The organism is Streptomyces sp. NPDC040410 (assembly GCF_055595715.1).
Genome location: NZ_JBVIVK010000003.1, coordinates 59,628 through 83,691, shown reverse-complemented (window position 1 = coordinate 83,691; position 24,064 = coordinate 59,628). Strand labels below are relative to the sequence as shown.

The 24,064-nt window shown below is 70.9% G+C and carries 23 protein-coding genes, 4 pseudogenes and 1 riboswitch; of the genes and pseudogenes, 12 read left to right on the top strand and 15 right to left on the bottom strand.

The genetic code is table 11. The annotated features are described in order from the left end of the window. Positions 1–116: 116 nt before the first annotated feature. Positions 117–953, bottom strand: a complete 837-nt coding sequence (locus ACZ562_RS07680) for a DMT family protein (protein WP_471175664.1) — start codon at positions 951–953, stop codon at positions 117–119. A 101-nt stretch (positions 954–1,054) separates the two neighbouring features. Here ACZ562_RS07680 and ACZ562_RS07675 point away from each other — a divergent pair. After that, positions 1,055–1,299, top strand: a pseudogene (locus tag ACZ562_RS07675) (glutathionylspermidine synthase family protein); the annotation flags it as partial. Here the strand turns inward: ACZ562_RS07675 and rocD are convergent. After that, positions 1,268–2,473: an ornithine--oxo-acid transaminase gene (gene rocD / locus ACZ562_RS07670; RefSeq protein WP_471174974.1), complete on the bottom strand. Its 1,206-nt coding sequence runs from the start codon at positions 2,471–2,473 to the stop codon at positions 1,268–1,270. The pseudogene ACZ562_RS07675 and the gene rocD sit on opposite strands and share 32 nt — an antisense overlap. 102 nt (positions 2,474–2,575) lie before the next feature. After that, positions 2,576–2,665: riboswitch (ZMP/ZTP riboswitch) on the top strand. 32 nt (positions 2,666–2,697) lie between these two features. On the opposite strand from rocD, the gene ACZ562_RS07665 reads away from it, so the two are divergent. Beyond that, positions 2,698–4,152, top strand: a complete 1,455-nt coding sequence (locus ACZ562_RS07665; RefSeq protein WP_471174972.1) for a glycine hydroxymethyltransferase — start codon at positions 2,698–2,700, stop codon at positions 4,150–4,152. Positions 4,153–4,559: 407 nt separating this feature from the next. Here the strand turns inward: ACZ562_RS07665 and ACZ562_RS07660 are convergent. After that, a pseudogene (locus tag ACZ562_RS07660) lies at positions 4,560–4,842 on the bottom strand (sigma factor); the annotation flags it as partial. Between the two features lie 139 nt (positions 4,843–4,981). On the opposite strand from ACZ562_RS07660, the gene trpS reads away from it, so the two are divergent. Together trpS and ACZ562_RS07650 are read left to right on the top strand one after the other, a co-directional pair. Next, the gene (gene trpS / locus ACZ562_RS07655; protein WP_471174970.1) at positions 4,982–5,995 is read left to right on the top strand and encodes a tryptophan--tRNA ligase; all 1,014 of its coding nucleotides are present in this window, start codon (positions 4,982–4,984) and stop codon (positions 5,993–5,995) included. Positions 5,996–6,132: 137 nt separating this feature from the next. Further along, positions 6,133–6,711, top strand: coding sequence for a 2'-5' RNA ligase family protein (locus ACZ562_RS07650; RefSeq protein ID WP_471174968.1), 579 nt, complete (start codon positions 6,133–6,135; stop codon positions 6,709–6,711). 148 nt (positions 6,712–6,859) lie between these two features. Here ACZ562_RS07650 and ACZ562_RS07645 read toward each other — a convergent pair whose 3' ends face one another. Both ACZ562_RS07645 and ACZ562_RS07640 read right to left on the bottom strand, forming a co-directional pair. Further along, the gene (locus ACZ562_RS07645) at positions 6,860–7,615 is read right to left on the bottom strand and encodes a decaprenylphospho-beta-D-erythro-pentofuranosid-2-ulose 2-reductase (protein ID WP_471174966.1); all 756 of its coding nucleotides are present in this window, start codon (positions 7,613–7,615) and stop codon (positions 6,860–6,862) included. A 51-nt stretch (positions 7,616–7,666) separates the two neighbouring features. Beyond that, positions 7,667–8,570: pseudogene (locus ACZ562_RS07640) on the bottom strand (FAD-binding oxidoreductase). A 242-nt stretch (positions 8,571–8,812) separates the two neighbouring features. Between ACZ562_RS07640 and ACZ562_RS07635 the strand changes: the two are divergent. After that, a complete protein-coding gene (locus ACZ562_RS07635; protein WP_471174964.1) occupies positions 8,813–9,727 on the top strand; it encodes a YihY/virulence factor BrkB family protein in 915 nt (304 codons plus the stop codon). Here ACZ562_RS07635 and ACZ562_RS07630 read toward each other — a convergent pair. After that, positions 9,681–10,982, bottom strand: coding sequence for a D-alanyl-D-alanine carboxypeptidase family protein (locus ACZ562_RS07630; protein ID WP_471174962.1), 1,302 nt, complete (start codon positions 10,980–10,982; stop codon positions 9,681–9,683). The genes ACZ562_RS07635 and ACZ562_RS07630 overlap by 47 nt on opposite strands. A 91-nt stretch (positions 10,983–11,073) precedes the next feature. On the opposite strand from ACZ562_RS07630, the gene ACZ562_RS07625 reads away from it, so the two are divergent. Next, positions 11,074–11,316, top strand: coding sequence for an SCO4848 family membrane protein (locus tag ACZ562_RS07625; RefSeq protein ID WP_471174960.1), 243 nt, complete (start codon positions 11,074–11,076; stop codon positions 11,314–11,316). A 58-nt stretch (positions 11,317–11,374) separates the two neighbouring features. Beyond that, a pseudogene (locus tag ACZ562_RS07620) lies at positions 11,375–12,614 on the top strand (metallophosphoesterase). A gap of 93 nt (positions 12,615–12,707) precedes the next feature. On the opposite strand, the gene ACZ562_RS07615 reads toward ACZ562_RS07620, so the two are convergent. The 8 genes from ACZ562_RS07615 to ACZ562_RS07580 form a co-directional block, all read right to left on the bottom strand. After that, positions 12,708–13,451 (bottom strand): TetR/AcrR family transcriptional regulator, encoded by a 744-nt coding sequence (locus ACZ562_RS07615; protein ID WP_471174958.1) that lies wholly within the window; start codon positions 13,449–13,451, stop codon positions 12,708–12,710. 9 nt (positions 13,452–13,460) lie between these two features. Beyond that, positions 13,461–13,970 carry a thiol-disulfide oxidoreductase DCC family protein gene (locus ACZ562_RS07610; protein WP_471174956.1) on the bottom strand — a complete coding sequence of 170 codons (510 nt, stop codon included), beginning with the start codon at positions 13,968–13,970 and terminating at the stop codon, positions 13,461–13,463. After that, the gene (locus tag ACZ562_RS07605; protein ID WP_471174954.1) at positions 13,967–14,362 is read right to left on the bottom strand and encodes a hypothetical protein; all 396 of its coding nucleotides are present in this window, start codon (positions 14,360–14,362) and stop codon (positions 13,967–13,969) included. Before ACZ562_RS07605 ends, ACZ562_RS07610 begins: the two co-directional genes overlap by 4 nt. A gap of 354 nt (positions 14,363–14,716) precedes the next feature. Further along, a complete protein-coding gene (locus tag ACZ562_RS07600; protein ID WP_471174952.1) occupies positions 14,717–15,478 on the bottom strand; it encodes a succinate dehydrogenase iron-sulfur subunit in 762 nt (253 codons plus the stop codon). Continuing rightward, positions 15,478–17,232, bottom strand: coding sequence for a succinate dehydrogenase flavoprotein subunit (gene sdhA, locus ACZ562_RS07595; RefSeq protein ID WP_471174950.1), 1,755 nt, complete (start codon positions 17,230–17,232; stop codon positions 15,478–15,480). Before sdhA ends, ACZ562_RS07600 begins: the two co-directional genes overlap by 1 nt. 24 nt (positions 17,233–17,256) lie before the next feature. Continuing rightward, positions 17,257–17,742 (bottom strand): succinate dehydrogenase hydrophobic membrane anchor subunit, encoded by a 486-nt coding sequence (locus ACZ562_RS07590; protein WP_471174948.1) that lies wholly within the window; start codon positions 17,740–17,742, stop codon positions 17,257–17,259. A 5-nt stretch (positions 17,743–17,747) separates the two neighbouring features. Beyond that, a complete protein-coding gene (gene sdhC, locus ACZ562_RS07585; RefSeq protein WP_471174946.1) occupies positions 17,748–18,128 on the bottom strand; it encodes a succinate dehydrogenase, cytochrome b556 subunit in 381 nt (126 codons plus the stop codon). 248 nt (positions 18,129–18,376) lie between these two features. Next, complete coding sequence (locus ACZ562_RS07580) at positions 18,377–18,931, bottom strand: 2-oxo-4-hydroxy-4-carboxy-5-ureidoimidazoline decarboxylase (protein ID WP_471174944.1); 555 nt, start codon at positions 18,929–18,931, stop codon at positions 18,377–18,379. 203 nt (positions 18,932–19,134) lie between these two features. On the opposite strand from ACZ562_RS07580, the gene ACZ562_RS07575 reads away from it, so the two are divergent. Continuing rightward, a complete protein-coding gene (locus ACZ562_RS07575) occupies positions 19,135–20,757 on the top strand; it encodes a beta-N-acetylhexosaminidase (protein ID WP_471175662.1) in 1,623 nt (540 codons plus the stop codon). A 351-nt stretch (positions 20,758–21,108) separates the two neighbouring features. Then, complete coding sequence (locus tag ACZ562_RS07570) at positions 21,109–21,663, top strand: hypothetical protein (RefSeq protein WP_471174942.1); 555 nt, start codon at positions 21,109–21,111, stop codon at positions 21,661–21,663. Positions 21,664–21,705: 42 nt separating this feature from the next. Here ACZ562_RS07570 and ACZ562_RS07565 read toward each other — a convergent pair whose 3' ends face one another. After that, positions 21,706–21,987, bottom strand: a complete 282-nt coding sequence (locus ACZ562_RS07565; protein WP_471174940.1) for a hypothetical protein — start codon at positions 21,985–21,987, stop codon at positions 21,706–21,708. Positions 21,988–22,369: 382 nt separating this feature from the next. On the opposite strand from ACZ562_RS07565, the gene ACZ562_RS07560 reads away from it, so the two are divergent. The 3 genes from ACZ562_RS07560 (at position 22,370) to ACZ562_RS07550 (ending at position 24,020) form a co-directional block, all read left to right on the top strand. Further along, the gene (locus tag ACZ562_RS07560) at positions 22,370–22,768 is read left to right on the top strand and encodes a hypothetical protein (protein WP_471174938.1); all 399 of its coding nucleotides are present in this window, start codon (positions 22,370–22,372) and stop codon (positions 22,766–22,768) included. A 74-nt stretch (positions 22,769–22,842) separates the two neighbouring features. Then, positions 22,843–23,271 carry a hypothetical protein gene (locus ACZ562_RS07555; protein ID WP_471174936.1) on the top strand — a complete coding sequence of 143 codons (429 nt, stop codon included), beginning with the start codon at positions 22,843–22,845 and terminating at the stop codon, positions 23,269–23,271. A gap of 131 nt (positions 23,272–23,402) precedes the next feature. Next, positions 23,403–24,020 carry an RNA polymerase sigma factor gene (locus ACZ562_RS07550; protein WP_471174934.1) on the top strand — a complete coding sequence of 206 codons (618 nt, stop codon included), beginning with the start codon at positions 23,403–23,405 and terminating at the stop codon, positions 24,018–24,020. The last annotated feature ends 44 nt before the right edge of the window (positions 24,021–24,064 follow it).

Genomic DNA, 24,064 nt, shown 5'->3' with positions numbered 1-24,064 from the left:
CATGAGGTGGTCCAGCCATTTCCGCCATTCCGGTTCCGCCATTCCGGGGCGCGCACCGCCGGCGCCGCCCGCACCCAAGGGCAGGGCCGCGGCGGGGCTCCGGTGCCGTGCGGCCGTCACGTTCCCTCGGCCGGCGCCTCGCCGAACCGCGCCAGCGCCAGGGCCCCCGCCACGCCGACGAGGAACCCCAGCACGGCCAGCCATGCGAGCCCGTCCCGTGTGCGGTCCCCGAGCCACACCACCCCCACCGCGGCGGGCCCGATCGTCTCCCCGATCACCATGCCGGCGGTGGCCGTCGCCACCGATCCCCGTTGCAGGGCGGAAGTGAGCAGGACGAACGCGGCCCCGCCCCCCAGCAGCAGCGCGTACGTGGCGGGGTTGGTCACCAGTGCCGAGGGCGCGAGCGAGTCGATCAGCCGCACCGCCACCTCCACCACACCGAACCCGAACCCGGCCCCCAGCCCGAGCACCAGGGCCCGCGCCCGCCCCGGCAGCCGCCCGCCCGCGATCCCGAGCACCAGCACGGCCACGGCCGTCCCCAGCATCGCGTACTTCAACGTGGCCGACCCGCCCCGGTCCCCCTCCGTCCCGGACGCCAGCCCCAGCATCGCGAGCCCGGCACACACCACCCCGACCGCAGCCCACTCGCTCCCGCTCAGGTGCACCTTCAGCAGCCGTGCCGCAACGACCGCGGTCACCGCGAGACTTGAGGCCAGCGCCGCCCCCACCGTGTAGATCGGCAGCGACCGCAGAGCCGCGATCTGCAGCAGGAACCCCAGTCCGTCCAGCGCGAGCCCCGCGAGGAACCGCCACTGTCTGAGCGCCCGCACCAGCAGCACTGCCTCTCGGGCCGGGCCCGTGGCGGGCCCGGCCGCTGCCGCCGCCCGCGCCGCCATCGCCTGCAACACCGTCGCCGTACCGAAGCAGAGCGCGGCACCGAGCGCGCATACCATTCCAAAGAGCACAAAGCGACTCTAGGTCCTGTCGCCGAATTCCCGTCGTCCGCCCGGAGGGCGGGCCCCGCGACGAGAGTGCGTGCATGGCGTCGCCGCACTGCTTCAAGCTCCACCCCTGGGAGCGGCCGACCACCGGCCGCTTCGCCGGCCACGTCCTCGACACCCTCGACAACTGCGGCGGCACGGGCCGCACCCTGTGGATCGAGACCGCCCGGAAGATGCCGCTGAGCAACAAGGTGCTGCCGGCGATCCTGTGGGAGCTGTGTCCGGACAGCCGGACTCAGCGCCTGCGGTGGCCGGTGAACCGGCCTTCACATCCCGAGCACGCCCCGCAGCCGGGCGAGCCCCCAGTCCAGGTCCTCCTTGCCGATCATCAGGGGCGGGGCGATCCGGATCGTCGGCCCGTGGCTGTCCTTCACCAGCACGCCCCGGTCCATCAGCTTCTCGGAGACCTCCCGTCCCGTCCCGTACACCGGGGCGATGTCCACGCCCGCCCACAGCCCGCGGCCGCGCACGGCCGTCACCCTCCCCGTACCGGCCAACGCCCGCAGCTCCCGGTGCAGATGCCCGCCGAGCTCCGCCGCCCGTGCCTGGTACTCGCCCGTCCGCAGCATGGCGATCACCTCCAGCGCCACCGCACAGGCCAGCGGATTGCCGCCGAACGTCGACCCGTGCTCCCCGGGCCGGAACACCCCCAGCACCTCTGCCGAGGACACCACCGCGGAAACGGGCACGATCCCGCCCCCGAGCGCCTTCCCGAGCACATACGCGTCGGGCACCACCCCCTCGTGCTCGCACGCGAAGGTGCGCCCCGTCCGCCCCAGCCCCGACTGGATCTCGTCCGCCACGAACAGCACGTTCCGCTCCCGCGTCAGCTCGCGCACCGCCGGCAGATAGCCGGGCGGCGGCACCAGCACTCCCGCCTCGCCCTGGATCGGTTCGAGGAGCACCGCGACCGTGTTCTCGGTGAGCGCCGCCCGCATCGCCGTCAGATCCCCGTACGGCACGATCTCGAAGCCCGGCGTGTACGGCCCGAAGTCCGCCCGCGCATCCGGGTCGGTGGAGAAGCTGATGATCGTCGTCGTACGGCCGTGGAAGTTGTTGCCCGCGACCACGATCTTCGCCATCTCAGCGGGCACGCCCTTGACCCGGTACCCCCACTTCCGGGCCGTCTTCACCGCGGTCTCCACCGCCTCCGCACCCGTGTTCATCGGCAGCACCGTCTCCATCCCGCACAGCTCGGCGAGCTCTCCGCAGAACGCCGCGAACCGGTCGTGATGGAAAGCCCGGGACGTCAGCGTCACCCGGTCCAGCTGCGCCTTCGCCGCGTGGACGATCCGCCGGTTGCGGTGCCCGAAATTGAGTGCCGAGTAACCGGCCAGCAGATCCAGGTACCGCCGCCCCTCCACATCGGTCATCCACGCCCCGTCCGCCGTCGCCACGACGACCGGCAACGGGTGGTAGTTGTGCGCACTGTGCGCGTCGGCCGCGGCGATGAATGTCTCCGTAGCGGTCACGGGATCTCCATAAGGTGCCGAGAGGTGGGGACGACCCCCTTCCTATCGTCGCTCGCATGGTGGACGAGGGACCTTGCCCGTCCGGCGCGCCCGGTAGGCTGACCGCAGGGCCGTGACTGGCGCGCTGGGATGGGACCGACCATCGGGGAGCGGCCCGAGCTGGAATGTGTGCCGTGCGCCTGGGCCGTACCGTGAACGCCGAATGCCACGTCCGGAGGTCCCTGATGCCTGACAACGCCGCGCCCCTCTCCAACGAGTCCACCGCCTTCCGCGCCGCCCTCGACGTGATCCGCGCCGTCGAGCCGCGCGTGGCCGACGCCATCGGCCAGGAGGTAGCCGACCAGCGCGAGATGCTCAAGCTGATCGCCTCCGAGAACTACGCCTCCCCGGCCACCCTCCTGGCGATGGGCAACTGGTTCAGCGACAAGTACGCCGAGGGCACCATCGGCCGCCGCTTCTACGCCGGCTGCCGCAACGTCGACACCGTCGAGTCCCTCGCCGCCGAACACGCCAAGGCGCTGTTCGGCGCCCGCCACGCCTACGTCCAGCCGCACTCCGGCATCGACGCCAACCTCGTCGCCTTCTGGTCCGTCCTCGCCCAGCGCGTGGAGACCCCCGCCCTGGAGAAGGCCGGCGTCCGCCAGGTCAACGATCTCTCCGACGCCGACTGGGCCGAGCTCCGTCAGGCCTTCGGCAACCAGCGCATGCTCGGCATGTCCCTGGACGCCGGCGGCCACCTCACCCACGGCTTCCGCCCGAACATCTCCGGCAAGATGTTCGACCAGCGCTCCTACGGCACCGACCCCGCCACCGGCCTCCTCGACTACGAGGCCCTGCGCGCCACGGCCCGCGAGTTCAAGCCGCTCATCATCGTCGCCGGCTACTCCGCCTACCCCCGTCTCGTGAACTTCCGCATCATGCGCGAGATCGCCGACGAGGTCGGCGCCACGCTCATGGTCGACATGGCCCACTTCGCGGGCCTCGTCGCCGGCAAGGTCCTCACCGGCGACTTCGACCCGGTCCCGCACGCCCAGATCGTCACCACCACCACCCACAAGTCGCTGCGCGGCCCGCGCGGCGGCATGGTCCTGTGCGACGACTCCCTCAAGGACCAGGTCGACCGCGGCTGCCCGATGGTCCTCGGCGGCCCGCTCCCGCACGTCATGGCCGCCAAGGCGGTCGCCCTGGCGGAGGCCCGCCAGGACTCCTTCCGCGACTACGCCCAACGCATCGTCGACAACTCGCGTGCCCTCGCCGACGGCCTGATGCGCCGCGGCGCCACGCTTGTCACCGGCGGCACCGACAACCACCTCAACCTGATCGACGTCACCTCCTCCTACGGCCTCACCGGCCGCCAGGCCGAGGCCGCCCTCCTCGAGTCCGGCATCGTCACCAACCGCAACGCCATCCCGGCCGACCCCAACGGCGCCTGGTACACCTCCGGCATCCGCATCGGCACCCCGGCCCTGACCACGCGCGGTCTCGGCACCGCCGAGATGGACGAGGTCGCGGGCCTCATCGACCGCGTCCTGACCACCACGGAGGCCGGCACCACCAGCAAGGGCACCCCCTCCAAGGCCCAGCACGTCCTCGACCCGAAGATCGCGGACGAGATCTCCCACCGCGCCACCGACCTCGTGGCAGGCTTCCCCCTCTACCCGGAGGTCGACCTCGGCTGACGTCCCGGCCGATGCTCCGACCCGTCCCCGCGGCGGTGCTCAGAGATCGCTCGGACCGATCGGCTCCCGTCATGGCCCCTCCCGCGGCGGTCCGGCTTCCCGCCGGGCCGCCGCGCGGCGTACCGCCAGGCTGCCGCCGACCCGCTCCGCGAACCCGTCCCACGACCAGTCGGTCTCTGCCCCTCATCGGTCGCGCGGCTTCTGCCGAGGGCCGGGCTCCCGCACCCACCCCCGTCGCTCTCCCAGCGGGACCCGCAGGGCCGGCGGCCTCAGGACCAGTTGCCGGGACGGCTCCCGCCGCGGCGCCCGGCAGCGCCCACCACCGGTCGGTCTCGTCGCCCGCCCCCGGGCGCCGGCCCGCGCCGTGTCCGTCGCCGCGCCGGAAGCGGCGGCTTCCCCCGCGTGCCCCTGCCGAACGCCGCCTCGCGGCCGGCGAGCGTGCGCCGGCGCGCCGCCGTGCGCACTGTGTTCCTCGTCTCATCGGCGACGATCGCCGGCAGCCAGGCTCGAACGCCACGCCGTCCCGGAACCGCCCCAGCGGGCAGCAGGCCTTGACGAAGGCCCGCTGCACCACGTCATCCGCGTCCGCACCCGCCGCGAGTGCCGCGGCCGCCCGCAGCGCGATGCCCGTGTGGGCCCGGACCGCTCCGCCTCCGCCTCCGGCTCTCCGGCGCGTACGCGTGCGATCACCGCGGCCTCATCGACGACGGGCCCCCTCCCGCGTCCTCACGCGTCCTCACACTCTTGTTACACCGCCGGAGACGAATCGGTTCCCACCTGTTTCCGGCCAGTTCCGGACCGCCCCCCGAGACCTGAGAGAATGGTGGGCATGGCCTCTGATCGACCTCGCGTGCTCTCCGGAATCCAGCCCACCGCGGGCTCGTTCCACCTCGGCAACTACCTCGGCGCCGTCCGCCAGTGGGTAGCCCTGCAGGAGACCCACGACGCGTTCTACATGGTCGTCGACCTGCACGCGATCACGGTCCCGCAGGACCCGGCGGAGCTGCGCGCGAACACCCGCCTGGCCGCCGCCCAACTGCTCGCGGCCGGCCTCGACCCGGAGCGCTGCACTCTCTTCGTCCAGAGCCATGTCCCCGAGCACACCCAGCTCGCCTGGATCATGAACTGCCTGACCGGCTTCGGCGAGGCGTCCCGCATGACCCAGTTCAAGGACAAGTCCGCCAGGCAGGGCGCCGACCGCGCCAGCGTCGGCCTGTTCACGTACCCGGTCCTCCAGGTCGCCGACATCCTGCTCTACCAGGCCAACGAGGTCCCGGTCGGCGAGGACCAGCGCCAGCACATCGAGCTCACGCGCGACCTCGCCGAACGCTTCAACGGCCGCTTCGGCCAGACCTTCACCGTCCCCAAGCCGTACATCCTCAAGGAGACGGCGAAGATCTACGACCTCCAGGACCCGTCGATCAAGATGAGCAAGTCGGCGTCCACGCCGAAGGGCCTCGTCAACCTCCTCGACGAGCCGAAGGCCACGGCGAAGAAGGTCAAGAGCGCGGTCACCGACACGGACACCGTCATCCGGTTCGACCCGGAGACCAAGCCGGGTGTCAGCAACCTGCTCTCCATCTATTCGACCCTCACCGGGGCGGATATCACCGAACTGGAAGAGAAGTACGCCGGCAAGGGCTACGGTGCGCTCAAGACGGACCTCGCCGAGGTCATGGTCGAGTTCGTGACGCCGTTCCGGGAGCGCACCCAGCAGTATCTGGACGACCCCGAGACGCTCGACTCGATCCTGGCCAAGGGCGCGGAGAAGGCACGCGCCGTCGCCGCGGAGACGCTGGCGCATGCCTACGACAGAGTCGGTTTCCTGCCCGCCAAGCACTGAGGCGCACCGGCGCACAGACACACCACTGACAGAGCGCTGCACATCACGACGGTTGCGCCTGCCCGCAACACGGCCGTGGCCGTACAGTCGATAGCCGGACGGCCGAGAACAAATCCGTCACGACGACAGGAGACGACGTGGGGACCGTAACGATCGGCGTGTCGATCGCGGTCCCGGAGCCTCACGGCAGCCTGCTCCAACAGCTGCGCGGGGGCTTCGGTGACGCCGCGGCTCACGGCATCCCCACGCACGTCACCCTGCTGCCGCCGACAGAGGTCGAGGACTGCGATCTGCGGGCCGTCGAGGCGCACCTCACCGAGGTCGCCGCGGCGGGCCGGCCGTTCCCCATGCGGCTGTCCGGCACCGGCACCTTCCGGCCCCTGTCGCCGGTCGTCTACGTCCGGGTCGTCGAGGGCGCCGAAGCCTGCACCCGGCTGCAGAAGCAGGTCCGCGACGCCTCCGGTCCCGTGGCACGCGAACTGCAGTTCCCGTACCACCCCCATGTCACCGTGGCGCACAACATCGACGACGAGGCGATGGACCGCGCCTTCGCGGAGCTGGCCGACTACGACGCCCAGTGGTCGTGCACCGGCTTCGCGCTCTACGAACAGGGCGCCGACGGCGTGTGGCGCAAGCTGCGGGAGTACGCGTTCGGGGGACCGGTGGTGCCGCCGCAGGCGGGGCACGTCGACCGCGGCTCGATCCCCACGCGCTGAGCCCCCACCGAGGGCCGGGCGACACCAGGGCCTAGGCCGTGGTGTCAGATTCCTGCCTGCCCCGTCCAGTACGAGGACTTCCGGCCGGCACGCCGAGAGCACGGACCGGACGCCGCTGGTTGACGGGCAAACCTTGGCTGACGCGGCACTAGAGCGGCAGCCGCCGGAACACCACGCGCGGGATGTGCCGCAGCGCCGACATCACCAGCCTGAGCGTCCCCGGCACCCACACCGTCTCCGAGCGCCTTCGCAGTCCCAGCTCGATCGCCGCGGCGACGGCTTCGGGCGTCGTGGCCAGAGGCGTCTCCTCCAGACCGGCGGTCATCTTCGAGCGGACGAAGCCCGGCCGTACGACCATGACGTGCGCGCCCGTTCCGTGCAGCGCGTCCCCGAGGCCCTGGGCGAAGACGTCCAGGCCGGCCTTGCTGGAGCCGTAGATGAAGTCGGAGCGGCGGGCCCGCTCGCCGGCGACCGAGGAGAGGACGACCAGGGAGCCGTGGCCCTGGGCCTGCAGGGCCCGCCCGCTGACCAGGCCCGCGGACACCGCGCCCGTGTAGTTGGTCTGGGCGACGCGCACCGCGTTCACCGGCTCGCGCTCGTCGTGCGCCTGGTCGCCGAGGATCCCGAAGGCGAGCAGCACCATGTCGACGTCGCCTTCCGCGAAGACCTTGTCGAGCACCGTCTCGTGGGACTCGGGGTCGAGCGCGTCGAAGGCGACGGTGCGCACGTCGGCGCCCAGGGCGCGCAGGTGCGAAGCGGCCGCCTCCAGGGCCGGGGAGGGGCGCCCCGCCAGCCACACCGTACGGGTCCGGCGGGCGATGAGGCGGCGCGCCGTGGCCAGCGCGATCTCGGACGTACCGCCGAGGACGAGCAGGGACTGAGGGAGACCGAAGGCGTCCTTCACGACAGCTCCTAGCGGTGAGCGACAGGCGATCAGTGATGCGGGGTTCGAGTTTCAGAGACCGAGGCGGCGCGACAGATCCGACGTGAACACCCCGCGCGGGTCCAGCTCCGCGCGCAGCGTGCGGAAGGAGCCCAGCCGCGGGTACATCGCGGCCAGCCGCCCGGGCCGCAGCCGCGAGTCCCTGGCGAGGCCGACACGCCGCCCGGCCGCGGCCACCTCCTCGTCGAGTACGTCGAGGAAGGCGCCGAGACCGGGCAGTTGGGCCGGGATGTCCAGGGCGAGCGTCCGGCCCGGGGCGGGGAAGGACAGCCGGCCGGGGCCGGGTAGAGGTGGTCGGTGGCCGTCAGGCGGGCCGGCAGGTCGTCGAGGTCCCGCGCGCGCTCGGTGTCGACCGACATCAAGGAGGTTTCCACCGGCTGGAGTTGGACCGTGGCGGTGAGGATCACGCCGGTCAGGCCCATGCCGCCCGCGGTCGCGTCGAACAGGGCCGTGCCGCGGCTCACCGTGCGGATCCCGCCGTCGGCGGTGAGCAGTTCCAGCGACAGGACGTGGCGGGAGAACGAGCCCGCCACATGGTGGTTCCCGTCGTGGACGTCCGCGCCGGTCGCGCCGCCGACCGTGACATAGCGCGTGCCGGGCGTCACCGGCACGAACCAGCCGAGCGGCAGCAGCACTTGCATGAGCCGGTGCAGGGACACCCCGGCGTCGCACAGCACGATCCCGCCGTCGGCGTCGATCGCGTGGACGCGGTCGAGGCCCGTCATGCCGAACACCGCGCCGCCGGCGTTCTGCGCCGCGTCCCCGTACGCCCGCCCCGGCCCCTGGGGATGCCGCCACGGGAGCCGCAGTGCCGGACGGCGGCCGCGGCCTCCTCGTACGTCCGCGGGCGGATCAGGCGGGCGGTTGCGGGAGTGGTGCGGCCCCATCCCGTGACGGAAACGGTGTCGGCGAACATGTCGGCGACCGTATCGCCGTTATATGGGCAATTAGTTCTGAAACGTAGTTCTTTACCCGGAATGGGTGATTAATGGGATGTCGCCCAATAATGCCGGATTTCAGCGGCTTTGGTGTGCACGTGACTCCGCACGGACGACCCGGACGATCGCCACCGTCCTGCACTTTCGGGGCAGACGTACAGGTGTGCTCCGTCGCGAGGACGGAGTTGGAATCACGGACCAACGAGGGCAGAGTCGGATCATGGACTGGCTGAAGAAGCTCCCCGTCATCGGGCCGCTGGTGACGCGCCTGAGCGCCACGCACGCGTGGCGGTCGTACGATCGGCTGGACCGGGTGAAGTGGACCCGGCTGGCCGCCGCGATGACGTTCATCAGCTTCATCGCGCTCTTCCCGCTGCTCACCCTGGCCGCCGCGATCGCCGCCGCCACGCTCAACACGAAGCAGCAGAACACCCTGGAGGACAAGCTCGCCGATCAGGTGCCCGGCATCGCCGAGCAGCTGAACATCGACGGCCTGGTCCAGAACGCCGGCACGGTCGGCCTCATCGCGGGCGCCGCCCTGCTGTTCACCGGCATCAGCTGGGCCGGCTCGTTGCGCGAGTGCCTGAGGGCCGTGTGGGAGCTGCCCGACGACGAGGAGAACCCCGTCCTGCGCAAGGCCAAGGACCTGGGCATTCTCGTCGGGCTCGGCGGCGCGGTGCTCGTCACGCTCGCGATCTCCACCGTCGCCTCGGCGATGGTCGGCTGGATCACCCGGCAGCTCGGCATCGACGAGGGCGGCTGGGGCGGGGTGCTGCTGCGGGTCGCCGCGTTCTCCGTCGCCGTACTCGCCGACTTCCTGCTGCTCCTGTACGTCCTCACCCTGCTGCCCGGCGTCGAACCGAAACGCCGCCGCCTGCTGGTGGCCGCGCTGACCGGCGCGGTCGGATTCGAACTGCTGAAGCTGCTGCTGAGCGGCTATATGCAGGGCGTGGCCGCGAAGAGCATGTACGGCGCGTTCGGCGTCCCCGTCGCCCTGCTGCTGTGGATCAACTTCACCGCGAAGCTGGTGCTGTTCTGCGCCGCCTGGACGGCGACGCAGAGCGAGGAGGGCAAGCAGGACACGGGCGTCAGCGACGACGGCGTACCAGATCCGGCAGCGGCCAGCGGCGGTTGACCAGGAACGCGGCCGCCGCGAGCAGCACCACCAGCCCGCCGGTGATCGCGAGCGCGATGCCCATGCCGCCGGAGCCGCTCCCGGCCCGGGCGCTCGCCACCGGCTTCTCGGAGTTCCCGGCCCCACCGGCCTCCGCGCCTCCCGCCTCGCCCGAGGCCGTCGCGCCCGGCTGGGCGCTCGCCTGCGCGGCGCTCCTGGGCGGCACGAGCTCACCCACCGGCTGAACCTTCCCGGCCGCCTTGAACCCCCAGTCGAAGAGCTTGGCGGTCTCCTTGTAGACCTCATTGTGCTCGCTCTTCTCCGGGTTCATGACCGTGACCAGGAGCACCTTGCCGTTCCGTTCGGCGACGCCGGTGAAGGTGGCGCCCGCGTTGGTGGTGTTGCCGTTCTTGACGCCCGCTATGCCCTGGTAGACGGACACGTCGGAGTCGCCGGTCAGCAGCCGGTTGGTGTTCTGGATCTCGAAGGACCCGCGGACCCGCTTGCCCTTCTTGTTCTTCTTCGTCTCGCCCGGGAACTTCGCGCCGACCGTCGAGCAGTACTCGCGGAAGTCCTTCTTCTGCAGTCCGGAGCGGGCGAACAGCGTCAGGTCGTACGCGGAGGAGACCTGTCCCGGCTCGTCGTAGCCGTCGGGGCTGACCACGTGCGTGTCGAGGGCCTGGAGCTCCTCGGCGTGCTCGTTCATCTCCTTGACGGTGTTCCCGACGCCGTCGTTCATCGCGGACAGGACGTGCACGGCGTCGTTGCCGGAGCGCAGGAAGACACCGAGCCACAGGTCGTGGACGGTGTAGGTCTCGTTCTCCTTTATGCCGACCATGCTGGAGCCGGCCCCGATGCCCGCCAGGTCGGCGGGCAGGACCTTGTGCTTCTCGGTCTTCTGGAACTTCGGCAGCACGGTGTCCGCGAACAGCATCTTCAGCGTGCTCGCCGGAGGCAGCCGCCAGTGCGCGTTGTGCGCGGCCAGCACCTCGCCGGACTCGGCGTCCGAGACGATCCACGACCGCGCGGTCAGGCCCTTCGGCAGCACCGGGACCCCGCTCGCCAGGTTGACCTGCGTTCCGGCCTGCCCGAGGCGGGCGCCGCCCACGGTCGACATCGACGCCGGGGGAGCGGCCGACGGACTCGCGGACGGATTCGCGGTCGGGCTCGGAGCCGCGAGGGCGGGCACGGCGGTCAGAACGAGCGACGACACGGACGACAGGACGGCGGAAGCGACCGTCAGGGATCGCCTGACGGCTTTTTTGGGAGCGGGCACGATCGAGAACGTACATGCCGTCGGACGGGAAGTCCCCCCTGCCTCCCCACCCCGGGCACGGAACCGGACACCCGGCGGAGATACTGAAGGCATGAAGCTCAGCCGCCCCGTCTCCTGGTTCCTGCTCGCCTTCGGGGTGTGGAGCTGGGTCATCTGGATCACTTTCGTCAAGAACCTCGTCAAGGACGGCAGCGGTCTCGCCTTCGACGACGCCGGCGACCCGACCGCGTACTTCTGGGTGCACCTGCTGCTCGCCGTCGTCTCCTTCGTATTGGGGACGGTCGTCGGGGCCATCGGGTTGCGCGGACTGCGCGCGCTGCGCCGGACGTCATAACCGGCAACCGCCACAATCGGTATGACCGGCACAACCGACAGCAGGGGGATACCGCTCAGTGGTTCTCGTCTTCGTACTGCTCGCGCTGGGTGTCCTCGTCGCGGGCAACTGGTACCTGTGGCGCCGCCTGTTCCGCGACACGACCCGGGGACCGGGCCGGGTCCGCCGTGCCGGTCGTCGCCGGTGGCTGGCTGCTGGCGTTCGGAGCACTCGTCGCGGAACGCGCGGGCGCGCCCTTCTGGCTCCAGCGCGTGCTGGCCTGGCCCGGGTTCCTGTGGCTGGCGCTGTCGGTCTACCTGCTGCTGGGTGTGGCGGCGGGTGAAGTCGTACGGCCCCTGCTGCGGCGTTTCCTTGAGCGGCGGGCGCAGCGGCGGGCGCTCGCCGTGGCCGCCGTACCGCACCCGGAGCCCGTGCCGGCGGGGGCACCGCCCGAGGAGCCGCGGGAGGCCGAGCGGCCGAGCCTCGTGGCCGCCCCCTCCCGCCGCCTCTTCGTCTCCCGCGTCGTCGCCGGAGCCGCGGCCGCCGCAGCCGTCGGAACGGTCGGCTACGGCACGTACGGCGTGCTGAGCGGACCGCGGGTGAAGCGGGTCACCGTCCCGCTGGCCAAGCTCCCGCGCGCGGCGCACGGCTACCGGATCGCCGTGGTCAGCGACATCCACCTGGGCCCGGTCCTCGGCCGGGGCTTCGCGCAGAAGGTCGTCGACACGATCAACGCGACCCAGCCCGACCTCATCGCGGTCGTCGGTGACCTGGTGGACGGCAGTGTGAAGGACCTGGGCCCGGCGGCGGCGCCCCTGGCGCAGCTGAGCGCGCGTCACGGAAGCTTCTTCGTCACCGGAAACCACGAGTATTTCTCCGGCGCCGAGCAGTGGGTCGAGGAGGTACGACGGCTCGGCCTGCGCCCGCTGGAGAACGCCCGTACCGAACTGGCCCACTTCGACCTCGCCGGCGTCAACGACGTGGCGGGCGAGAGCGAGGGCCAGGGCCCCGACTTCACCCGGGCCCTCGGCGACCGGGACACGGCACGCGCGTGCGTGCTCCTCGCCCACCAGCCGGTCCAGATCCACGAGGCCGTCGAACACGGCGTCGACCTCCAGCTCTCCGGCCACACCCACGGCGGTCAGCTCTGGCCCGGCAACCTCGTCGCGGCGGCCGCGAACCCGACCCTGGCCGGCTTGGAGCGTCACGGCGACACCCAGCTGTACGTCAGCCGGGGCGCGGGCGCCTGGGGGCCTCCCACGCGCGTGGGTGCGCCCTCCGACATCACGGTGATCGAACTGGCGTCGAAACAGGCGTGAGCGACCCGCCCACGGCTGTGCAGTGCAGGGGCACATCTTCGTAGGCAGGCAGGAAGCCGGGTGTCCCGCTCGAACCGCTTCACCCGAAAGTGATCACTCCGTGCGGCCCTTGACGGCCGGATCCGGCAGAGCCTTCGTCATCCCCGGCAGGAAGTCCGTGAACAGCTCGTGCACCTCCCGCACCAACGGCCGCAGCACCCGGAACCTGGCCAGCGCGACGCCCCGCGCGGTCAGCCGGGCGCCCCGCTCGGCGAGCCGGTAGCTGCGCTCGCGCCCCTCCGTCCGGTCGAAGATCCAGTACAGGACGAGCCCCATCTGGGACAGCCACATCAACTCCGGGAGCACGTCCCGCAGTTCCTCCGGGACCTTGGTCCTCGTCGCACCGGCCAGCACCTCCCGGTGGACGCTGATGGCCTCCACGCGCGCGTGCTCCGATTGCGGGGAGAAGGGGCTGAGCGGGCTGTCCGGGTCGGCGGCGGTCTTGAAGAACTGCACCGCGAACTCGTGGTACGGCGAGGCGATGTCCAGCCATGCCTTCAGCACGCCCGCGAGCCGCGCCTCCAGGTCGCTCTCCCGGTCCAGGATCTCCCGGACCGCCTCCTGGTGTTCGGCGGCGATCCGGTCGTAGAAGAACTGGATCAGGTGTTCCTTGCCGTCGAAGTAGTAGTACGCGTTGCCGACGGAGACCCCGGCCTCCTTGGCGATGGCCCGCATCGTCGTCTTCTCGTAGCCCCGCTCCTGGAACAGCCGCATCGCCGTCTCCAGGATCAGCGCACGGGTCTGCTCGGACTTGCTGGGGGTACCGCCCTCGCCGGGGCCGTCGTTGTTCGCGGACACGCGAAGAGCCTAACCAGTCGGGCAGGCCCCGCCGTCGCAGCCCTGCGGGCCGTGGGTCCAGCCCAGGCGGGGGTCGTACGACCACCCGTCCGCCCGGCGGTACACCTCCCCGCCCCACTGGGCCCCGCCCCACTGGGCCCCGCGCCACTTCGCGGCGGCCAGGGTCGCCCCCTTGGCGAGCAGGGCCCCGGCCGGGGTGCTCAGCCGGTGGGCGAGTGGCCGGTGCTCGCGCAGGGCCCAGAGAACGACGATCCAGGCGGCGGTTCCCCGGTACACCTGCCCCGCGTCGCCGACGACGGTGATGTCGTCGAGAGTGGCCCCGTGGTCGAGGCCGGCGAAGCGCCGCCGGGCCTCCTCCGACCCGGCCGGCACCAGCTCCATCGGCACCAGTTGCGGCTGCCGTACGAGCCAGTCGCGCAGGAAGCGGCACAGGGAGCACTCGGCGTCGTACAGGACGGTCAGCCGGCGGACCGGGACACGCGAGGTGTCCCGGCCTCCAAGGGGCGTCACGGTGCTCATGCCCGGGCCCAGTCCTGCGGCGCGACGGGCGGCACCTGCTCCCGCTCCATGGCCCCGCGCCGCCGGATGCGGTTGAGCACGTACACGTTGGCCAGGTGCATGATGCCGAGCACCAGCAGCACCACGCCGATCTTGGTCGACAGGGCCTCGAAGACACCGCGCGTGTCGTCGATGGTCCCGTCGTCGCTCAGATAGAGCGCGACGAAGCCGAGGTTGACGAGATAGAAGCCGACCACCAGGAGGTGGTTGACGGCGTCGGCGAGCTTCTCGTTCCCGCGCAGTACGTCGGCGAGAAAGATCCGCCCGTTGCGGCTGAGCGTCCGGGCCACCCAGATGGTCAGCGCGATGCTGACCAGCAGGTAGATGACGTAGGCGATGACCGTGCGGTCCATTCCCCCCACCTTTCTTGAACACGTTCAAAATGCTGACAGGGAAGACTGTAGACCTGTTTTTGAACGCGTTCAACGCAATGGAGCGGGAGAGGGTGAGGGGTGCGTCACGCCACGTCGGGTCACGGCTCGACCGCCTTGCGGCCTCCGGCCGGCGTGGAGCCCCCGGCGTCCGCGGCCGTCCGCGCCGCCGTCCGCGTGCCTGTGGCCATAGGTGCCGGACGCGCTCAAGATCTCCGTGCCCTCCGACATAGAGATCGATCTGACGGCGATCAACCGGCGCCCCGGCGCATGACGACGAAGGCCCCGCTCCCGAACCCGGGAGACGGGGCCTTCGTCGACGTACCCGAAAGAAGGTCAGAAGCGGCGCGTGATCAGCGCCTTCTTCACCTCGGCGATCGCCTTGGTGACCTCGATGCCGCGCGGGCAGGCGTCCGTGCAGTTGAACGTCGTGCGGCAACGCCACACACCGTCGCGGTCGTTGAGGATCTCCAGGCGCTGCTCGCCCGCCTCGTCACGGCTGTCGAAGATGAAGCGGTGGGCGTTCACGATGGCCGCCGGGCCGAAGTACTGGCCGTCGTTCCAGAAGACCGGGCAGGACGACGTGCACGCCGCGCACAGGATGCACTTGGTGGTGTCGTCGAAGCGTTCCCGGTCCTCCGACGACTGGAGGCGCTCACGCGTCGGCTCGTTCGTGTCCTTCGTGATGAGGAAGGGCATGACGTCGCGGTACGCCTGGAAGAACGGCTCCATGTCGACCACGAGGTCCTTCAGGACAGTGAGGCCCTTGATGGGCTCCACCGTGATCGGCTTCTCGGGGTTGATGTCCTTGATCAGCGTCTTGCAGGCCAGACGGTTCTTGCCGTTGATCCGCATGGCGTCCGAGCCGCAGATGCCGTGCGCGCAGGAGCGGCGGAAGGTCAGCGTGCCGTCCAGCTCCCACTTGATCTTGTGGAGGCCGTCGAGGACGCGCTCCTTGGGGTCGATCTCCAGCTGGAAGTCTTCCCACACGGCCTCGGCCGAGACCTCCGGGTTGAAACGGCGGACCCGGAAGGTGACGGTGATGTAAGGGGAGGCCGCGGACTCCGCCTCGACCTTGTCCATGACAGGAGTAGCCATCAGTACTTACGCTCCATCGGCTGGTAGCGGGTCTGGACGACCGGCTTGTAGTCGAGACGGATGGACTCGGTGCCGTCGTCGCCCACCTCGCGGTACGCCATGGTGTGGCGCATGAAGTTGACGTCGTCGCGGTTCGGGTAGTCCTCGCGGTAGTGACCGCCGCGGGACTCCTTGCGGGCCAGCGCCGACACCGCCATCACCTCGGCCAGGTCGAGCAGGTTGCCCAGCTCGATGGCCTCCAGCAGGTCCGTGTTGAACCGCTTGCCCTTGTCCTGGACCGCGACGTTCTTGTAGCGCTCGCGGAGCTCCGCGATCTTCTCCACCGCCGTCTTGATCGTCTGCTCGGTGCGGAACACCATGACGTTCGCGTCCATGGTCTCCTGCAGCTCCTTGCGGAGGGTCGCCACCCGCTCGGTGCCCGTGGAGCTCCGCAGCTGCTCGACCTGGTCGATCACCTGCTGCGCCGGGTCCTCGGGCAGCTCGACGAAGTCCGCCTTCTGCGAGTACTCGGCGGCGGAGATACCGGCGCGGCGGCCGAAGACGTTGATGTCCAGGAGGCTGTTGGTGCCGAGGCGGTTCGCGCCGTGGACCGAGACGCAGGCGACCTCGCCGGCCGCGTAAAGGCCCGGGACCACCGTGGTGTTGTCCGCCAGGACCTCACCCTCGACGTTCGTCGGGATGCCGCCCATCGCGTAGTGAGCGGTGGGCTGGATCGGGATCGGGTCCGTGTACGGCTCGATGCCCAGGTAGGTGCGCGCGAACTCGGTGATGTCCGGGAGCTTGGCGTCCAGCTGCTCCGGCGGGAGGTGCGTGAGGTCCAGGTAGACGTGGTCGCCCTCGGGACCGCAGCCCCGGCCCTCGCGGATCTCCGTGTAGATGGAGCGGGAGACGACGTCACGGGACGCGAGGTCCTTCATGACCGGCGCGTACTTCTCCATGAAGCGCTCGCCGTCCTTGTTGCGGAGGATGCCGCCCTCACCGCGCGCACCCTCGGTGAGGAGGATGCCCATGCGCCAGATGCCGGTCGGGTGGAACTGGAAGAACTCCATGTCCTCCAGCGGCAGCCCGCGCCGGTACACGGCAGCCTGACCGTCACCGGTCAGGGTGTGCGCGTTGGACGTCACCTTGAAGAACTTGCCGCAGCCGCCGGACGCGTAGATCACGGCCTTCGCCTGGAAGACGTGGATCTCGCCGGTGGCGAGTTCGTACGCGACCACGCCCGCCGACCGCTTCACGCCGTCGACCTCGGTGATCAGCTGGTCGAGGACGTAGAACTCGTTGAAGAACTCCACGCCCTCCTTCACGCAGTTCTGGTACAGCGTCTGGAGGATCATGTGGCCGGTGCGGTCGGCCGCGTAGCAGGAGCGGCGGACCGGGGCCTCGCCGTGGTTGCGGCTGTGGCCGCCGAAGCGGCGCTGGTCGATGGTGCCGTTCGGCGTCCGGTTGAACGGCAGGCCCATCTTCTCCAGGTCGAGGACGGAGTCGATGGCCTCCTTCGCCAGGATCTCGGCGGCGTCCTGGTCGACCAGGTAGTCACCGCCCTTGACGGTGTCGAAGGTGTGCCACTCCCAGTTGTCCTCCTCCACGTTGGCCAGCGCGGCGGCCATGCCGCCCTGCGCCGCACCCGTGTGGGAGCGGGTGGGGTAGAGCTTGGTCAGCACGGCGGTGCGGCTGCGCTTCGTCGACTCGATGGCGGCGCGCATACCGGCGCCTCCGGCGCCGACGATGACGGTGTCGTACTTGTGGATCTTCATGAGTGGATTACCTCAGCCCCGTGCCTAGCGGATGTTCGGGTCGAAGGTGAAGATCACCAGCGTGCCCAGCAGGATGGTGAACACCGTGGCGGTGTAGAGCAGGCCCTTCAGCCACAGCCGGGTGTTCGCGCGCTCCGCGTAGTCGTTGATGACCGTGCGCAGGCCGTTGGCGCCGTGCAGCATCGCGAGCCACAGCATCAGCAGGTCCCAGACCTGCCAGAACGGGGAGGCCCAGCGGCCGGCCACGAAGGCGAAGCCGATCTTGGAGACGCCGCCGTCCAGGACGAGCTGGATGAGCAGGTGCCCGATGACCAGCACGACCAGGACGATGCCGGACAGGCGCATGAACAGCCAGGCGGCCATCTCGAAGTTGCCCCGGGTGGACTTCGGGGACTTCTTGGTGCGCTTGCGCGGGGCCTCGATGAGGGGCGCCGGGTTGTCGACGTTGTAGAGGGACTCGCCCTCCACGGGGCCGACGCCGGAAGCGGTGGTCTTCTCAGTGGTGGACATGCGCGTCAGCTCCCGAACAGTTCACGAGCGGCGTGACCGAGGACGGGGTAGACCGCCCCGGCCATCAGCACGATCCACACGCCGACCACGGTCCAGAGCATCTGCTTCTGGTAGCGCGGGCCCTTCGACCAGAAGTCGACGGCGATGACGCGCAGGCCGTTGAGGGCGTGGAAGAGGATGGCGGCGACGAGGCCGTACTCCAGCACGGCGACGATCGGCGTCTTGTAGGTGGCTACGACCTTGTCGTAGTCCTCGGGGGAGACACGGACGAGAGCGGTGTCCAGCACATGAACGAACAGGAAGAAGAAGATGAGGACGCCGGTGACTCGGTGAGCCACCCAGGACCACATTCCTTCCCGGCCGCGGTACAGCGTTCCAGCCGGCACGGAAGAACCCTCCGGGAGCGGGGATTGGGGCCTGCCGGCTTGGGGTGTCGGTCGGGCCCGGCCGGGTACGGTCCACCGGCCCCCAGCATCGTAGCGACGCGCTGCCGCTGGGCTTACAGGGGGCCTGCCGGTGTGATCAAACTGGCACGCGGATGGGGTAGCGGGGGCGGCTTCTGGGGCGGGGTGTCCTGTTATCTGCCGGGTGTGGCGTCATTGTGGCTGGTCGTGCCGCGGCGGAGCCGCAGATGTCACAGCCTCGCGCCTCTGAGCGCCTTTCCCAGCCGGCCTCTCGCCAGGCGGCGGAGTTGTTCCGCCGCCACCACCCGTTCGTCCTCCGGATCGTTCGTCAATCGTGACCGGATGGCTTCGAGGGTGCGGTCCAGCGTCTCCTCCGGGGCCGTGTCACCCAAATAGATGACAAAAGCGTGTCCGAAACGGGCCGCGTATGCCGTGTGTGCGGCGCTCAGGGCCGTGTGTGCGGCCCCGTACACGTCGTCCGGCAGTGTCGGCAGTGACTCGTCCGCCAGTGCCTCCGTCAGATCCCCGGCCGTCAGGTCGTAGGCCGCCTCGTCCGAGGCCGCGAGGAGGGAGTCCAGGTCGGGGTAGGGCCGGTGGGCGGCGATGCGGCGGGCCCAGCGGAGGCTGCGGAGGCACGTGAGGAGCATGCGGTGCGCGTCGTCGGGGGGTGCGGAGTTGAACCCCTCCAGGGTGTTCCGGTCCAGCCTGTTCCGGGACGGTGGGGTGGGGCTCTGCTCGGGGAGCGCGGGTATGGCCAGTCGGCCGGGAGGGTGTGTGGGCGTCACGTGTGTTTCGGCAGGGGAAGTCGTGAGAGATGTGGCTATACGTTATCGAGGGCGGACATGACTCGTCCGACAGATGCCCGAGTTTCACCCGCACGGGAGAGTCTCGGAACGCGTGGTGGACGATTTGGGCGGTCGTCGGGTCGTAGGTTGGCTGGGTGAGTCAGCACAGGCGCCGGGCGCCGGCGAAGAAGGCGCGGCAGGCAATGCGGACGCGGGTGGTGGTCGCCACGGCGTTCGCGGTGACCGTCGCGGCCGGTGTGGGGCTCGGGCTGTGGGCCTCCGGGGACGACAGCGGGCCTGCCGGGGCGGCGCTGAGCCCCTCTGACGGCAGGTCCGCGGCCTCGTCCCCCGCCTCGCGGGCCAAGGGCCCCAGTCCGACTCCGACGCCCACCCGCTCGTATCCGCTGTCGCAGGCGCCGCGCACGATCCCCGCGGTGCGCTCCCACACCGCCGCCCGCGGCCCCGGCTGGCGTCCGGCGAGCGGCCACCGGGTCGTCGTGGACGAGGCGGAGCTCGCCGACGAGGGGCGGCTGATCGCCGGCGAGCTGGGCCTCACGTACGCGGGCGAGAAGGACGACATGCGGGCCGGGGACGTACGGCTGGCGCTGAACGACGACGAGGGCGCGGACCCGGAGTCGTACACCATGACCGTCCGAGGCGGGCGCGTGAGCATCAGCGGGCCCGCGGACGCGGGCGTGTTCTACGGCACCCGCACCCTGAAACAGGAGGTGCGTGGCGGTGGTACGGCGCCGGAGGGCGTCGTGCGCGACGAGCCGGCCAAGCCGGTGCGCGGGCTCATGCTGGACATCGCCCGCAAGCACTTCACGGCGGCCTGGATCGAGGACCGGGTCCGCGAGCTCGGCGACCTGAAGTTCAACCAGCTCGGGCTGCACTTCTCCGACGACCAGGGCTTCCGTATCGAGTCCGACACACATCCGGAGATCGTGTCCAGGGACCACCTCACCAAGGCGGAGGTGCGCAGGATCGTCGATCTCGCGGCGAGCCGGCACATCACCGTCGTGCCCGAGATCGACTCGCCCGGCCACCTCGGGGCCGTCATCGCCGCCCACCCCGACCTCCAGCTGCGCAACGCGCAGGGTGTGCCGACGCGCGGCGCGATCGACATCTCCAAGGACGAGTCCGCCTCGATCGTCGACGACCTGCTGGAGGAGTACGCCGAGCTGTTCCCCGGCAGCCAGTGGCACCTCGGCGGCGACGAGTACCAGGCGCTGGTGGTGGCCAACCCGGAGGCGTCCTACCCGCAGCTCGCCGCCGCCGCGCGGGAGGCCTACGGTTCCGACGCGAGTGTCGCGGACCTGACGACCGGCTGGCTCAACGACCGGGCCGACACGATGCGTGCCCAGGGCCGCACCATGCGGGTCTGGAACGACGGCTTCTTCCGCGGTACGTCCGTCAAGGCCGCCGGAGACCTCCGGGTCGCCTACTGGACCGGCAAGGAGATCGGCGCCCGCCTGCCGGTCGAGTACCTGAGCACGGGCCGCAAGCTGATCAACTACAACGACGAGTTCCTGTACTACGTCCTCGGCGAGCCGCTCACCTTCGTCTATCCGACCGGGCAGCGGATCTACGAGCAGTGGACCCCGCTGGTCGTACGCGGCACGCAGCCCGTGCCCGCGAAGTACGACCCCCAGATCCTCGGCGGGTCCTTCGCCGTGTGGTGCGACCTCGCGAACTCCCAGACCCAGGACCAGGTCGCGGCCGGCATCCGGATGCCTCTGCGGGCGACGGTCCAGAAACTGTGGGACCCGGGAAAGCCGGAGCTGTCGTGGACACGGTTCAAGGCGCTGGCGGACCGGCTGGGCTGAGCCGGCGGGCCGGGCAGGACCGAAGGGGGTGGACGGCCGGGCGGCGCGAACCGAATGCGGTCGGGGTGCGCAACGAAAGCGGTACCGCCGTGGCGCGTCAGCCGGGCGGGCGCGGGCGGCCGTGGCCCTGCTGGCCGCCCCCGCGCACGCCTGACGCTGCCCGTGTGCAGGGGTTTCTGCTTCGTTGGCCGAAAATCCTTTCTTTCGCCTCCCTGGAAGGCCTCGGCGTGGTACCTCTGTGACACTCCGGAGCCGTCGCACGCAGTAAGGGGAAGTGCGGGCTCCGTAAGGGAAGGTGCCCGGTAGAGGCCCACAGAGGACCCGTAGGGGACCCGCAGTAAGGAGGCGTGGATGAGCCTGGTGGAACTGATCGCTCAGGCCGACGAACGCGGACTGGCCGCCAGCGGGTTGGCTTGTTTGGATCGGTGCGTGCCGCTGCTCGGCGGTGACGACGAGATCCTGCGGCCACTGTGGGCGAGCCTCGCCGGGAACGACGGCGGTGAGTGGGGCGAGCGGCTGGAACAGGCGAGGGACAAACTGGCCGGGCACGACGCGGCCGAGGACGAGGCCGCCCTGCTGGCCCGCCGGATGCTCGCCGCCGCCCCGGCCGACCTGTCCGCCGCCGAGGTGCGGGTGTGGGCCGACGCCTGCTCCGTCGCCGCGCTGCAGATCCACCGGCTCCTCGACCCCATGGACGACGACGCGTCCTCGGTCGACGCCCGCCGGGAGGGCCGTACGGAGGGCATGTCGCCCCTCGTCACCGCCGAACTGCGGCGCCAGCTCACTATCCTGGAGCTGCTCGCCGGCCACGGCGCGGGCGGGCTGCGCCCGGCACTGGAGGTGTCGACGGAGGGGCGGCGCGTGCTGCGCGCGGTGGTGTCCCGCCGGGCGCGCGGGCGGCGCTGAAGGCGAGCCCGGCGGTCTGCGGGCAGGCTCGGCGGTCCGCGCTCACCGCACCAGCCACTTCACCACCGCGTCCCCGTAGTGGGCGGTCTGCGAGTAGAACGCGGTCAGGTCCCTGTGCGCCGCCGCGAACACGCCCCGCGTCTGCGGCTCCGAGCAGGGGCCGCAGTACCGGGGCAGCAGCTTGTCGCGGGTGAGCCGCCACAGGGCCTCGAAGTCCGCGGTCGTGAGGAACTCGGCGACCCGGGCCGTCCGCGCCCCGGTGAGCAGCAGGAACGACGGCTCGTCCGGGTCGGGAGGGGCGAGCGGTTGTCCGCCGAGGACCACGTCGGCTCGTGGCCCCGCCTTCGTGTGGTGCGGGGTGCGCCGGCATAGAGGAGTTCGTGGTCGAGGTAACGCCTGTCCAGTATCTCCTCGCGATGCCGGTCCAGGCGTACCCGTACGGAGTCCCAGTCGTCCTCGAACAGTCTCCGCAGCCAGGTCGTGCTGTTACGCAGGGCCGAGGGCGGCACCGCGCGCAGATGGAAGTACACGCTCATCGGAGAAGGGAGCGCACGGGAGGGCCGAACCGTCACTCCCGGCCGTGACTCCTGCCCGGATTCTCCGCCTTGAGAGGGTTCTGTGGCCCTCGTGGGGCGGTGCTGCACCGGTCTCGGGGACCCCTGCGGAACCGGGTGACGAAACACCGTGCCGGCACGCTCTTCGGGATGTGACGACTCGGCAGGAGACCAGACCCTCGGCTGCGACGAAGCCCGTGCGGTGGGCGGCGGACGCCGTGGCCACCATGCGCGAGGGAGCGCGGCTGCGCCTCGACTACTCGGCGCAGAGCCTGTGGCGCGTCGACCGCATGATCGAGGACATACGGCAGGAGGGCGTGCCGTACGCCGCTGTGGAGAACGTGCTGCGCGGTCTCGGCGCCTACGGCGGTGAGGTGATCGTCCGTCTGACCGGCGCGGAGTGGTGGGCGACGGGCGGCGACCACTGGATCCGCACGCCGGACGGCCGTCTGTGGGACCCGATCGAGGAGGCCCGCCGCTGCTTCGCCGGGAACGGGTCGCTGCGGCTGCTGTGCCGGGATGTGACGGGCGGGGCCAGGGGTGGCCGGTGATGTTTCCGGGACGGCATCCGCTGGGGTGACGGGGGGACCGCAGGCCTCCCCGAGCCGAGCGGAGGGTTGGGTCCATGGGTGGAGTCGATGAGCGCGAGCGGTGCGCGAGCGCGATGCGGTCGCACGCGAACGCGTTCGTCACGCGCGTGGCCGCCCGCAACCGGCTCCCGCTCGACTACTCCGTCGCCAGTCTCCGCGTCGTCGACTTCCTGGTCGACGGCCTGCGCAAGGGCGGTGCGGAGCGGGAGCAGGTCCACGGCACGCTCTTCGGGCTCGGGGCGTACGTCGGTGAAGTGCTCGTGCGCAGGGCCGGCGCCGTGTGGGTGGACTTCGACGCCGATCAGCGGGCCTTCTTCGGGCAGCCGGTCGGTGTGCGGATGCCGGACGGCCGGGTCTGGAACCCGCTCGGCAAGATCCACAACCGCTTCGACTCCGGCGACCCCGAGGACTCCCTGCGCACCTTCTACCTGACCCTGCACGGACGGGCACGAAGGGCGGCCTGACGTGGGAGGTGTGTGAGGCACTGTGACACTTCTGTGAGCGACGACGCTGTTGACCGTGGGGGACGGGGACAGGGGCGGCCGTGTCCCGATGAGCGGAACCGCCACGGACTCGGTACGGACGAGGACAGTTCTTGGGCCAGGCAGGGGAACCCCGGCGCGCACAGGCGTACGACGGCGAACTGGGCGCGGCCGTCGCGCGGGCCCAGGAAGGTGACGAGGCGGCCTTCGCGGTCGCCTACCGGCTGGTGCAGCCCGGACTGCTCGGGTATCTGCGCGGGCTGGTCGGTGACGACGCGGAGGACGTCGCGTCGGACGCCTGGCTGGAGATCGCCCGGGACCTGGGCCGGTTCAAGGGCGACGGGGCCGGGTTCCGGGGCTGGAGCGCGACCATCGCCAGGCACCGGGCACTGGACCATCTGCGCCGGCAGCGGGTACGGCCCCGCTCGGCGACGCTGGAACAGGATGTGCTGGAGCTGCCCGGCCGGCACAGCACGCACGAGCAGGCCCTGGAGTCCCTCTCCACCGAGGCCGCCCTCGCGCTGGTGCGCGGGCTGCCGCGGGACCAGGCCGAGGCCGTGCTGCTGCGGGTCCTCGTCGGCCTCGACGGCCCCGCCGCCGCGCGCGTCCTCGGCAAGCGGCCGGGTGCCGTGCGGACGGCCGCGTACCGCGGTCTGAAGCGGCTCGCGCAACAGCTGGGCAGGGAAGGTGTGACGGATGAGAGCCCCCGAACGCTGGGGGAGTCGACATGACGGGCGACGGGCACAGGCCGCCGTACCGGTCGAAACAGGCAGCA